Genomic DNA, 13,711 nt, shown 5'->3' on the forward strand with positions numbered 1-13,711 from the left:
CCAATTAAACATATAATAGATACTACTCGAAAAATCATAAATTCAAAGATTTTTAAGGTGCAGGAGGTATACGATGCTTCGTTTCATTTGGCAAAATTGGTGGCGCCATAAAGAACGCTTTATTTTACTAATAGTTGGTGCGTTAATCGTTAGTTCCGGTTTAAGTTATCTTGTCGGGCTCTCCCAGTCAAACAAAGGAACGGTGGAGCAAACATTAGCTAGACATTGGTCAGCTTCTTATGACATTGTAGTTCGACCGCCTGATTCCCGAAACACAACAGAAGTTAATCATTTACTAGAACCGAACTATTTAAGTGGAATAGCTGGGGGAATAAGTATTGATCAATATAAAAAGATAAAAGCCATTGAAGGGGTTGATATAGCTGCCCCAATTGCAATGATCGGTTATTTACCCTTTAATATTGTATTATCAAAAAAAGCTATTGTGAAGGAAAACGGCTTATACCGATTTGATGAGAAAACAACAACAAATATTGGTGTTAAGAAAATAGTACAGAAAACTCCACCCTCGTTTTTTCCTATTGGGACTTATAGTGCAGGACATACTTATAGTCCAGGACAAAAGGTAGAAAAAGATATACCTGGGTTTGTTGAACATGAAGGGAAATTATGGCTTTTTACAACCGTTATGTTTGCTGGGATCGATTTTGTACAAGAAGCGAAACTTGTAGGATTAGATAAAGCAATGGTTGAAAAAGGAAATAGTCGATACTTTGCCGCCATCGATACGGGAACCAGTGAATATGAGAAGTTGTATAATCGTACAAGAGTCATTACAACTTTTCCGATGATCGTTAGTAATCAGCCTTGGGTCGATAAAAGTGTAACCTATACGATTCAAAAACTTAATGTGCCTTTTAATACAAAAGAAGAAGCAAAAAATACCATGCAGAAAGTAATAAATTCAGACGGTAAATTATTAAATGAAATGCAAGTTGATGAGAAAAGTAAAAAATATACGTATACGTTTTCAAGTAAACAGGTTTATAAAACGATGATGAAGCAAATCGCAGGTATTGACATAGATACAGGGGAGGCGGAAATAGGAAATGCAAATAATGATATGACTGTCATAATCAATAAACCGAGTCCGCTTCACTATCAAAAAAGCAAGAGCCCATATAAAACAAAATGGCCGTATGCATACAATATAAAACTATTCAATGATCCGGATAATGGAAAAGAAATATTTCGTCCATATCTAACATATTCGAAGCAAAGTGAGATAAATTGGAAATCTCCGTGGGTTATTCCAAAGTGGGTAGGAACGTATGATCCTAGTAAATTGAATGTTCCACTGGATCCACTTACTGAACTTCCCATGGAAACCTATCGGCCGGCGTCTGCAAAACTTGTTCTATATCCTGATAAAAAACCAGTGAATCCACCAGAAAAAATTCTTCCTAGCGATGGTACAAATGATCTTTTGAGCCAGCCGCCATCCATATTAACAACGATTGAAGCCGCAGAAAAAATTGTCGGAAAGAAGCCTATTTCAGCTATACGAATTAAAGTTGCAGGTGTAAAGTCTTTAAATAATACCAGTCAACAAAAGCTCGAAAGGATAGCAAAGGAAATTCATGAGAAAACAGGTTTAATTACTGATATCACATTAGGGTCATCACCACAAACAGTATTGACTCACGTACCGGCAATTAATAACCAAAAAGAGCTGGGGTGGATGGAACAACCTTGGGTGAACATTGGGGCGGCATTTACGATTTATCATGAAACTCAAGTAGGTTTTTCAGGGATAATCGCTAGTGTGATGGCTGTCGCTGTTGTCTATGTTTTAGCTTCTGGCTTAGTAACTCTCTATGCAAGACGTAAAGAGTTCGCCGTATTATTAGCAATTGGTTGGAGACCTAACCAAATTTCCAAGCTACTATTTTTAGAATCTACTATTATAGGAAGTTTTGTAGCAATTATTTCATGGCTAATCTTAGGGTGGCTGTTAGTGATGAAAGGGGAGGAGACCAGTTTCGTACGTTTTCTATTCTCTGGATTATTCGGTCTCGTTATTTATTGGCTCGGTGCGATTGGACCAGCCTATTTAACACGCAGAATAAAACCATATGAGGCAATGAGAACTGGTGAAATTACTGCAGAAGCCCATCGCTTTATTCAATCCAGGGGCAGTTTTACGATGGCTGTAAATCATTTTTTAGGACATTGGAAACGCTCCGTTTTATCAATAGTTGCCATGGCATTACCAACAGCCTTGCTTAGTTTATTTTTGTGTATCACATTTAAATTGCAAGGGGTACTATATACTTCTTTACTAGGAGATTTCGTCGCAATGCAAGTAGGTCCATCCCATTATATTGCGATGGGAGTAGCTTTTGCGATTGCCATTTTAACAACTGCTGAATTGATGTGGCAAAACATCACTGAACGGAAACCTGAAATAGCACTATTAAGAGCAGTAGGTTGGCAAAACCATTGGATAAGAATTTTGATCTATTGGGAAGGTTTATTCAATGGTATCATTGCTGGAATTCTAGGTATAGGGCTAGCCTTTTTGATAATGTGGGGGATGTATAGACAACTTCCTACCCAGAATCTAACTTTTCTACTTTTAACAGGAATTATCCCTGTCATAGCTGGATTCCTAGGAGCGTTTATTCCTGCTGAAAAAGCAGTAAGAATACAACCTGCACAGGGGATCATCCATTCACTTTCAAATAAGAGAAACACGGAGAGATGGTTTAAATGGTGCTTACTTATTTTATTGCTGCTTCTTTTAATAGGATTAACGATCGCAATCCTTCGCATGAATAAATAAGGGAGAAGAATTTGGTTCTTTTTAGCTACAGGTTTAATACCAGTTTTTGCGGGAGTATTGGGTGTTATATTTCTCGCTGAAAGGGCAGTTCATATCCAATCAGCCCAAGGAGTTTTATATTCGTTTTCCAATAAGAGAAGGACAGAAACTTGGTTTATGGTGCTTTTTGCTGCACTCTCTATGCTCCCTACTTACTGGTTTGGTTATGGTAACGATAGGTTTAATGTCATAATGATTGATTAGGGAGGAGGTAAAAATGTTGAGACTAATGATTCGACTGCTAGGAAGTTTATTACTTTGGTGCTGCATCTCTATTATTCTCATATTAATAATATTATTTCCTAGAGATACAGGTACGTATCGAGATGATAGTTATCGGGACGTCATGTATTATCAGTTTAAATGGGAAAATTATAAAGAAAATATTAAGAATTATTTGCATACTGTGGAGAAATATAAAGGTTTAGGCAAAACAGATCGGGATCAGCGTGTAGAAACGGAACTGAAGTTCTACTTCAAAAAAAGCATTATTATTTTGTTTCCGGCATTGTTGCTAAGTATTGTTATGGGGATATGTAAAGGTATCCTGGATTATAAGTATCGTGGAAAAATCGGTCGCTTTTTTTGGAGAGGAGCGACATGGTTAGGGCAATCTGTGCCGGATTTCTTTCTCATTTTCTTAGTACAGACATTGCTGTTTATTGGAATGCGGCATGGATTGCCAAGAATTGATATGTACGGAGATGATAAGCTTTCCAATGTTTTGCTTGCAATCTTTTTCTTAAGTATGTATCCAGCCTTTGTTATTGCAAGGTATACATGCCAGACGATGGAGGAAGAGGAGGAACAAGATTATATTAAAACAGCAAGAGCAAAAGGAGTACCGGAACGCGCAGTGCTATTGAGGCATATGCTTAGAAATTGTTTGCCTAAACTGCATCAGCATTTTATGGTCATCGTATTAACGTTGCTTTCTGGAATGTTTGTTGTGGAACTTTTAACCTCTTATCATGGCATAGGTACACGATTGATAACAGCGATGCATATCAAATATACGATAATGCCTGGCGAATCCCTGCCGATTGATACCTCTGCAGTAATCGGATTTAGTTTACTAATATTAGTGATGCTATTAATCGCCCAGTGGGTGGAACAAATAATATCATACTTTCTTGATCCGAAGAGAAGGAGGTTTCGGCTATGAGAAAAATTCCATCGTTATGGATAGGGATTATAGGGTGTGTAATTTTTGCAATTTTCGCCCTGTTTGGTCCTTATTTACCAAAAGTGGACCCTGAAGTTCCAACTCATCCATATGTTGTCGGCCCGAAGAATAATTTAGATTACATGATGCCTCCTTTCCCTCCTAATTCCGATTTTTTATTAGGTTCAGATAAAAAAGGAAGGGATATTTATAGCGCCTTAGTAATGGGTACCCGAAAAACATTGGAAATCGTTATTTCTGTTTCTCTTACAACCTTTTTGCTTGGTATTCCTTTCGGTGTCGCTGCAGCACATTGGAGGATAGCGCGGAAGCTGTTGCAGGCGTGGAATTATTTATTTTCTAGAATTCCAGTATTCCTATGTATGGTTTTCATTTCTACTATTCCTTTTTTTGTTTTTACCCCAAATCGATCTTTTTGGTTAATGTGCTACCTCGTAATCTTTGAGTTAGGGAAGGTCGGAGAAGTTGTTCGCAAGAGTGTCGAGTTAATACAAAAAAGTACCTATTTTGAAGCAGGGCTTATAGCAGGAACGAAGCGTCTTGGACTATGGAGGAGATATTATTGGTCAGGCTGCTATCCTCAATGGTTAGCGTATTTTATCCAACATATAGGCAGTATATTATTTCTATTAGGTCAGTTGGGTCTTTTCGGTATCTTTCTTTCGCAAGCTTTTTTTCAAACGGAGTCGCCAATGTATGAGTTACAAAACAATGCTTTAGTATGGCCAATGTTTTTATTTGATGTCACGATTGACTTTGATGCTTTTCCTTGGATTCCATTATGTGGATCATTGTTTATTACCCTGTCCATGTTTTTCTTTATCTCCTTAGGGGAAGGAATTCTCGAATATAACTTAAGAAAACAAAGAGGATTAATTGTGCAAAGAAAACCGTTTTTATATCGCTGGAAAAGAATCGATATGAAACAAAAATCTAAATCAAATTTCAACCTCTTTCTAGAGGAAAAAGGAAACTCCATTAAGGATTTAATAGTACTAGATAACGTTTCTAAAGATTATCCTGGGGATGGTGTAATAACGAAAGCATTAGATTCAGTTAATCTATCCATAGAAAAGGGGGTTTTTACTGCAGTGATAGGTCCTTCGGGATCAGGAAAATCAACATTATTAAGTTTGATCGGAGCTCTTGACAAACCTACAAGTGGAAAAATTTATTTTGAAAGAGAAGTTATCACAAATTTAAATAATAGAAAATTAGCTAATTTTCGCTTCGAAAAAATCGGCTTTATATTTCAGCAATTTCATCTTTTACCTACTTTAACTGCCTTAGAAAATGTTATGTGTCCGTTGTTTACAAGAAAAGTAGATTATCATAAAAAGGAACGAGCAATGGAGCTTCTTGATGAAATGGGATTAAAAGATAAACAAAATGCATTGCCCTCCCAGCTTTCGGGTGGGCAGCAGCAAAGGGTGGCCATAGCAAGAGCACTTGTTCACCATCCGGACTGGATCCTAGCTGATGAACCAACAGGTAATTTGGATTCTGAAAGCAGCAAAATCGTCTTTGATTTGTTAAAACGATTAAACAAGGAACAGGGGCTGGGAATTATTTTAATTACTCATGATCCGGATCTAGCGAAACAAACAGACCGCATTATTGAGATAAAAGATGGAACAGTAATCTCAGATACTATGCAAAGAGATAGTAAAATTGTAGGTTTATAGAAGTACTCGTGTTTAATCCAGGCTATGCTTGGATTTTTTTATTTAGTAAAAACATTTAATGCAGGTTAAAAATCAAGTTTTTTAAACCATTGTTAACTATTTAAAATGATTAAAAAATTTGTAATAAATGTAAAAGTAATTTAAAAATTACTTGCAATTATAAAATAATTTGTAATATTATGGACATACTGATACCTAGCTGAGATGAGAGGGTGTAAACTATGAATCTATTATTGCGATTATTTGGCAGCCTTTGTCTATGGGTATGTATGGCTTTGATATTAATATTGATTGTACTGTTGCCAAGAGACACTCAGTCCCATCGCGAAGGTTATTTAGATGTGATGTCCTATCATTTTACATGGGATAAATACAAGCAGAATATTTCTGATTATTTCGAAGAAGTAAAGACGGAAAAAAGTTTGGGAATAACCAAATATGATCAGCCAGTTGAAGTGGAGTTATCACTATATTTTAAAAGAAGTATTGTAATACTTGTTCCAGCTTTGATACTAAGTATTTTCTTAGGAATTGGAAAAGGTGTTTTTGATTATCGGCATCAAGGCAAAATGGGGCGATTTTTTGGAAAGGGTTCTACATGGTTAGGACAATCCGTACCGGATTTCTTTCTTATTTTTCTTGTCCAGACGATTCTCTCCATTGCAATGCGCCACGGACTGCCTCGAATGGATATGTATGGTGATGATGAGTGGTATAATATCTTTTTTCCTATCTTCTTTTTAAGCATGTATCCTGCTTTTGTCATTGCACGATATACATCGCAAGCATTGGAGGAGGAAGATGAGCAAGATTATATTAAGACAGCTAAAGCAAAAGGAGTTCCGGATAGAATTATTCTTTGGAAGCATATTTTAAGAAATGCTATGCCAAAGTTACTTCAGCATTTTATGCCAATTGTGCTAACCTTATTTTCTGGGATGTTCGTAGTTGAGTTTTTAAGCTTGTATCATGGAATTGGGTCACGATTAATTACTGCTATACATATTCGTTACTCCATTATGCCAGGAGAACCTTTGACAATCGATGTTCCTGCTGTGATTGGATTCAGCCTCTTAATTATGGTGATGTTATTAATTGCACAATGGATGAATCAAATTTTTGATTTTCTATTAGACCCGAAAAGAAGGGGGATACAAAAATGAGAAAAATTCCTTCTTTATTGATTGGCATTATAGGCTGTACAATGTTTGCTATATTTTTCTTTTTCGGACCGTATTTGCCAAAAGTTGATAAAAATGTTCCTACACACAGTTATGTAGTAGGACCTGAGAGTAATCTGGATTTTATTCTTCCTCCTTATCCTCCGAATAAGGATTTTCTGTTGGGATCGGATAAAAAGGGGAGGGATATTTATAGTGCTTTGATTATGGGGACACGAGGAACTTTAACGACTGTTTTCTCTATATCCGTATTGACATTTTTAATAGCGATTCCATTAGGGGTTGCAGCAGCGCATTTGTCGTTTTTTCGATATGTATTACAGGGGTGGAATTACTTATTTTCCCGATTGCCGGTGTTTTTTTACGTGATTATTATTTCAACAATTCCATTTTTTATTTTTTCTCCGCATCGAGCCATTTGGATGATAAGTTTTCTTATCATATTTGAATTAGGCAAAGTTGGAGAAGTAGTGTATAAAAGTGTCAAGCTAATTCAGAATACAACCTATTACGAGGCAGGAATATTAACGGGTTCTAAACCATTTGGTCTTTGGAAACGATACTATTTGCCAAATTGCTACCCACAATGGGTTGCCTACTTCGTTCAACATATTGGAAGTATGCTTTTTTTACTCGGCCAGTTAGGTATTTTTGGAATATTTATATCACAGTCACTTTCACAGCAAGGAAGTCCTGCCTATTCTATTGATAATACAGCTTTAGTATGGCCGATGTTTTTATTTGACGTATTAATTGATTTCGATGCATTTCCATGGGTGCCGCTATTCGGCTCGATGTTTATTACTTTATCCATGTTTGTATTCGTTTCCTTAGGGGAAGGAATTTTAGAGTATCATTTAAGAAAGCATCGGGGGTTAATTGTACAGAGAAAACCATTTTTATTTAGATGGCGAAAGCAAAATCAAACACTTTTTTCTGAAGAAAAGCGTAGTGAAACGAAAATAAGTTAGTGAAAAAAAATCCGAGAATCCATTATTCTTGGATTTTTTCATTGTAAAAATGTATGTTTTTTTGGAAATTATACACCTTAACCTTTAGGAATACATTTAAAAATTAAAATGGAAAGGATGAACAAGTGATGGATGTTACCCTGGGTTACTTGCGTGAAACATTATCGAACCATTTAAACCGTGGTGTTGGCCAGCAAATTTACAAAAAACTTGTAAATCATCAATATAAAAGCGAGGGTGACTTTGTAAGAGATTTAAACGAAGGTGAAATTGCCTTTTTAAATACTATTTTGGAAAAGGAATTACGATATGCCATGGAGGAACAAGATGAAAAGAGAGTAAAAGAATTAAATGAGGTATACGAACTTTTATAAAAGGCGGTGGAAAAAAATCGGAGCTATTGAAAGGAACGGTTATATTTTTGAACCTGAATTTAGTGTTATCAGCCAAAATGGAGCCATACATGTTTCTCTAAATGGTCAGTTTATTGAAGAAATAAAATTTGATTTTTCCGGTAAGTATCCAGAGCATGCGAAAATAGAAGCATTAGTAGACAAATATTGTGAAGAGCATAATATTTAATGTACGATAAATATATTATGTAAACAAATATTATATAAAAAACTATAATAATGTTATGTAAACTTATTGAAGTGACCCAATCATGGGTCTTTTTATTTATATATGCATTTTATGGGAATCGAGTTCGTTTTTTACTATTCAAGTTGATAGAAATCTATTAAAATAAATTTATCAGTTTAAAAGATTCTTTCATTTTGAAGGGTGGGTCCAGATATTGAAAAAACTTCTTTATTCATTATTTGCGGGTTTCCTTATTTTTTCAATGTTCACCCCAGCAACGAAAGCTGAAAAACGAACAGATCGAGTGATTGTAGTCTTTAAAGATAAGATTGATAAGAAAATACTCGATCAAGTGAATGGTAAAATTGAGCAATCCTTTCATAATGTTTCAGCCGTTTCTGTTCAGGTTCCGAGCGAGGATATTGCAGCATTAAAGAAGAATAAAAATGTTTTTGCAGTAGAACAAGATCAAAAACTGAAAATAGCAGGTCAGTTTGAAGATTGGGGTATGAAGGATATAAAAGCTCCGACTGCTTGGAAATCAAATTATACTGGCAAAGGGGTTAAAGTAGCCGTTCTTGACAGCGGCATATCAAAACACGCTGATTTGCAAGTGGCAGGTGGAGTATCATTCACATCCTATACAAAATCTTATGCAGACGATAATGGACATGGAACACATGTTGCTGGTATTATCGGTGCAAAAAATAATGGGATTGGTGTGGTTGGAGTTGCTCCTGATGCCAGTCTTTACGCTGTTAAGGTGCTAGATTCTAAAGGGGATGGGTATTTATCTGACATTATTTCCGGCATTGATTGGTCTATCAAAAACCATATGGATGTCATTAATTTAAGTTTTGGAACACCGGAAAATTCAGTTGCCTTACAGCAAATTGTAGATGAAGCATATGATAAAGGAATTTTAGTTGTTGCTGCTGCCGGGAATGAAGGCAATTCAGCTGGAACTGGAAATACTGTCGATTATCCCGCGAAGTATTCATCCGTAATTGCTGTCGGTGCAGTAGATCAAAATAATAAACGCGGAACTTTTTCGGCTACTGGACCTGATTTAGAAGTAGTTGCTCCCGGTGTAAATGTTTTAAGCACCTATATGGATAATGAATTTGCATATATGAGCGGAACTTCAATGGCAGCTCCTTTTGTTAGCGGAACTTTAGCTTTGTTAAAACAAGCAAATCCAACCTTAACAAATATTAAGTTAAGGGAAAAACTTGATTCATCCGTCATCGATTTAGGTGTTAAAGGAAAGGATGCTCTATACGGTTTCGGGTTAATTCAGGCACCATATTTGACATCTACTCATCTAAATACTACCAAGCCAAATGACGCAAAGACCAAAATACCAACTGATAAAGTAAAGGCTAAAAAAGATACGACAACAATTATTACTACACATAAGAAAGTTTATAGTTTAGGAAGTACCGTGTGGATTACAACAAAGGTTATCGATAAAAAAACAAATAAACCTATCTCCAAAGCAAAAATAACCTTAAGTATCAATTCACCGAAAGGGAAGATTAAGATAATCCATGCAACAACAAATACAAGTGGTTCTGCATCTTTTAAAATGACAACAAACCGCAATTACCAAAAAGGTAACTATAAGCTTAAAACAAAGGTCACGAAAGCTGGCTATACCCGAGGTAGTAGTGTGAAAACAATAAAGTTATATTAAAAAAATCACTATTAAGTGATTTTTTTTATTAATAAAATTATTAGATTAGAAGAAACTACATACAAAATATTTGAATATTAAAATAAAATTAGAAGGGTTTTTGTTTCGAATGTCGAAATAATTAAAGGAGAAAAGATGAAGGAGGAATAATAATGGTAGAAAACTATTTAAATAGTATAAGAGAAAATGCAAGTGCTTTATTTGACGAAGCAATTGAACAGTTAAAAGGATATTTGCGCATTCCAACGATTTCAGCTCAAGATTCGGCCATTCCGGAAACAGTTTCCCATGTGGTTTCCATGATTGAAAACATTGGCGGAGAAACAAAGGTTTTAGATGATCTTGGAGGTAACCCTGTTGTCTATGGATATTTTACTGCAGGGGAGAACGGTGACAAAGAAAAAACATTGTTATTCTATAATCATTATGATGTTCAGCCTCCAGAGCCATTGGAGGAATGGAATACTGATCCGTTTAATCCGACAGTCATAGATGGAAAATTGTTTGCAAGGGGCGCCTCCGATAATAAAGGAGATTTAGTGGCACGTTTAACAGCAATTAAGGTTCTTCAAAATGTAGATGGTGGCTTGCCTTGTAATATAAAGTTTTTAATTGAAGGAGAAGAGGAAATTGGCAGTCCGAATTTAGCTCCGTATTTACATAAGTATAAAGATCTATTCAAGGCAGATGCATGTATTTGGGAATTTGGAGGAAAGGACGAAAAGGACCGCATCAGTATGGTTGCAGGAATTAAAGGGATGGCATATCTCGAATTAACATGCGTTGGTGCTGAGATTGATATGCACTCTTCGGTTGGGGCATATGTTGATAATGCAGCATGGCGATTGATTCATGCACTTGGAACGATGAAAAATGCTAATAATGATATTCTTGTAGAGGGTTTCTATGATGGTATTGCGGAACCAACGGAGAGCGAAATGGAAGCTGTGAAGAAAATTCCATTTTCTAGTAAGGCCGTTTCAAGTCTCTATGGATTAAAAAGACCATTAATTACGGAAGCAAAAGGGGTAGATCCACGGGAAGCCATGGTTTTCCATCCAACTATGACTATATGTGGATTAGAAAGCGGTTATACAGGAAAAGGGGCGAAAACCGTTCTTCCTAAAAGCGCAAAAGCAAAAGTGGATTGCCGATTAGTTCCAGGTCAAGATCCTAATCATATTTTATCATGTGTCCAAGCACATTTAGAGAAACATGGCTTCTCAGATGTAAAGGCTGAAATGATTAATGGCCAAAAAGCCTATCGATCTGACTATGATCATCCATTCGTTGCACATGTATTAAAAACTGCAGAGGAAACGTATCAAGCTGAAGTCGTGCTCGCACCTAATTCCGCGGGAACAGGTCCGATGTATGAATTTGGAAAGCAGCTGCAGCTTCCGATTGTTAGTACTGGTATAGGTTGGGTAGAATCAAAAGCACATGCACCGAATGAATCGATACGGTTGAAGGATTTCGAGCAGGGTGTTGTTCACATGGCATACATGTTATCTGGTTTATCAACTGCATTAAATCATTAAAAAAGAAAGGATGGCAGCAGAAAATCTGTCATCCTTTTAAATAATCATTGTACTGTTTTTTTGAGATGAATGCTACTTTTCACATATTGTAAACTTAATAAAATCGATACGATGCTGACAATAATCATAATAAATCCTAAAGTTTGCATGTTTTCAGGAGTAATTGCTTTCCCAAAAACTAATCCGAGTACAACAGAAGATAGAATAGAACCCAAATATCGGCATGTTTGAAAGAGACCGGATGAAGTTCCGATAATATTTTCCGGAGTTGCATCGAGCATTGCCACTTGAAGTGCCACATTACCTAACCCATATCCAATCCCCAAAAATGCTAATATAAATCCCATCACAATGATTGGAACATGGATAAAGAAAACCGTAAGAAAGATGGCACCGATAAACATGAAAATTGCTCCTGCCATTATGGGTTGTTTTGCACCGGCTTTGTCTATCCATTTTCCGGCCAGAGGAGAGACGATAATACTTACGCCGGACATAAAGAGCATCAACAAGCCGCTCGTGCGAACACTTAAATGCATCTCATCCTGAAAATAGGTTGGCATTCCAAAAAATAAGCAATAGTTGAATAAATTTAAAACGATAAATTGGACATATACAGAAGTAAGGGCACGATTGGTTTTAAATAAACGTACATCTATAAATGGATCCTTTGCTTTTAGTTCTCTCCATACAAATAATATAACAAATAGTAAACCACCTATTCCTGCGATATAGTGTGGGGAAGTATTAATAGATAATAAGAACCATAGAAGCAAAACCATTCCTGCTGCAAATAGGAAAATTCCTATAAAATCGAGATGAAGAAGAGCATTTTTAATACTTGAGCCCGCTTGTTTTTTATCTTTAGGAAACATGAACCATCCGAGTAAAAAACTAATAATGATAAAAGGAAAATTCACCGTGAAAATAGCTGGCCAATCTCCCCATATGATTAAAAATCCTCCTAAGGTAGGTCCAAGTGCCGTCATGGCAGAAGCAAAAATTGAAAGCACTGCAAGAGCAGAGGCTTGTCTTTCATGGATGTTAGATTGAACGAGTGCAACCCCAGATGGGTAAATAGCACCACTGCCGATCGATTGAAATAATCTCATAATGAGCAAGACGAAAAAGGTCGGAGCGAGCGGAGCACCGAAAGCGGAGATTGCCACCAGAATTAAGCCGATTAGAAAAAGCTTTTTTCTGCCAATTAAATCTCCAATTTTTCCGGTTACAGGCTGTGCGATGGCACTGGCTAAATAAAAGGATGAAATAAGCCATGAAACAGTTGTAAAGGATAGATGGAAATCTTTTTGAATACTATGTAAAGCTAATGAGATCATGGATGAATTCAAAGGATTTAACATCGTGCCTGATGCTACAGCTGTCAAAAATAGGGCGCGGCTTTTTTTCAAATTCCTCATTATTTCACCTGTGCAAGGAATTCTTCCGTAGTTCGGATTTTTCCGATCTTAGGAAAAGTAAATCGGACAGAAGACTCATGTTCTTCTTTACTATAAGTGGTCATTGCATCTGTAATAAAAATTTGATTGTAACCGTATTGGAATGCTTCACGGGCAGTGCTTTCCACTCCAATATTTGTTGCAATTCCGCATAAAACAATCGTATCTATTCCTCTTCTGCGGAGCTGTATATCTAAATCTGTGCCAAAAAAAGCTCCCCATTGCCGCTTCGTAACAATGTAATCACTTTCTGTTACTTCCAGCCTTGGATCGAGTTCTGCCCAGTCTGCTGGACGCTCTATTTTATTTGCGTTTTTTGGGTGGTCTGTTTCTGGAGCCAAGGCATCTTTGCCGTCATGAAAAGCTACCCGAACAAAGCTAATAAATCCATTAGAACTGCGGAACTTTTGAATTAGTTTTATCGAATTATCCACTACCGTATTTCCTCCAGGCATGGAAACGATTCCTTTTTGTAAATCAATAAGGACTAGAGCGGTTTTTTGAAAATCAAGATTTAATTCATTCATCTAAAATCCTCCTGTTGTTTCAAATGCATAATAAAAT

At 36.3% G+C, this 13,711-nt stretch carries 11 protein-coding genes; 9 read left to right on the plus strand and 2 right to left on the minus strand.

What is annotated here, in order from left to right:
* Positions 1–73: 73 nt before the first annotated feature.
* The 9 genes from AN964_RS10480 (at position 74) to AN964_RS10520 (ending at position 11,687) form a co-directional block, all read left to right on the plus strand.
* Positions 74–2,806 (plus strand): ABC transporter permease, encoded by a 2,733-nt coding sequence (locus AN964_RS10480; RefSeq protein ID WP_055739624.1) that lies wholly within the window; start codon positions 74–76, stop codon positions 2,804–2,806.
* A 256-nt stretch (positions 2,807–3,062) separates the two neighbouring features.
* Entirely contained in the window at positions 3,063–4,010 is a 948-nt protein-coding gene (locus AN964_RS10485; RefSeq protein ID WP_055739625.1) for an ABC transporter permease subunit, read from the plus strand.
* On the plus strand, positions 4,007–5,716 hold the full coding sequence (locus AN964_RS27480; protein WP_367591443.1) for an ATP-binding cassette domain-containing protein: 1,710 nt from the start codon (positions 4,007–4,009) through the stop codon (positions 5,714–5,716). Before AN964_RS10485 ends, AN964_RS27480 begins: the two co-directional genes overlap by 4 nt.
* 221 nt (positions 5,717–5,937) lie before the next feature.
* Complete coding sequence (locus AN964_RS10495; RefSeq protein ID WP_055739626.1) at positions 5,938–6,879, plus strand: ABC transporter permease subunit; 942 nt, start codon at positions 5,938–5,940, stop codon at positions 6,877–6,879.
* A complete protein-coding gene (locus AN964_RS10500; protein ID WP_055739627.1) occupies positions 6,876–7,868 on the plus strand; it encodes an ABC transporter permease subunit in 993 nt (330 codons plus the stop codon). Before AN964_RS10495 ends, AN964_RS10500 begins: the two co-directional genes overlap by 4 nt.
* Before the next feature lie 128 nt (positions 7,869–7,996).
* Positions 7,997–8,242 (plus strand): sigma-G-dependent sporulation-specific acid-soluble spore protein CsgA, encoded by a 246-nt coding sequence (locus AN964_RS10505; RefSeq protein WP_055739628.1) that lies wholly within the window; start codon positions 7,997–7,999, stop codon positions 8,240–8,242.
* Positions 8,243–8,258: 16 nt separating this feature from the next.
* Positions 8,259–8,450, plus strand: a complete 192-nt coding sequence (locus AN964_RS10510) for a YbxH family protein (RefSeq protein WP_055741215.1) — start codon at positions 8,259–8,261, stop codon at positions 8,448–8,450.
* A gap of 214 nt (positions 8,451–8,664) precedes the next feature.
* Complete coding sequence (locus tag AN964_RS10515) at positions 8,665–10,146, plus strand: S8 family peptidase (protein ID WP_055739629.1); 1,482 nt, start codon at positions 8,665–8,667, stop codon at positions 10,144–10,146.
* A gap of 152 nt (positions 10,147–10,298) precedes the next feature.
* Complete coding sequence (locus tag AN964_RS10520; RefSeq protein ID WP_055739630.1) at positions 10,299–11,687, plus strand: M20/M25/M40 family metallo-hydrolase; 1,389 nt, start codon at positions 10,299–10,301, stop codon at positions 11,685–11,687.
* Positions 11,688–11,731: 44 nt separating this feature from the next.
* On the opposite strand, the gene AN964_RS10525 is transcribed toward AN964_RS10520, so the two are convergent.
* Together AN964_RS10525 and AN964_RS10530 are read right to left on the minus strand one after the other, a co-directional pair.
* A complete protein-coding gene (locus AN964_RS10525) occupies positions 11,732–13,108 on the minus strand; it encodes an MFS transporter (protein ID WP_055739631.1) in 1,377 nt (458 codons plus the stop codon).
* On the minus strand, positions 13,108–13,674 hold the full coding sequence (locus AN964_RS10530) for an isochorismatase family protein (protein ID WP_055739632.1): 567 nt from the start codon (positions 13,672–13,674) through the stop codon (positions 13,108–13,110). The genes AN964_RS10525 and AN964_RS10530 overlap by 1 nt, the downstream gene beginning before the upstream one ends.
* Positions 13,675–13,711: the final 37 nt, after the last annotated feature.

The organism is Heyndrickxia shackletonii, assembly GCF_001420715.1.
Taxonomy (GTDB): Bacteria; Bacillota; Bacilli; order Bacillales; family Bacillaceae_C; genus Margalitia; species Margalitia shackletonii.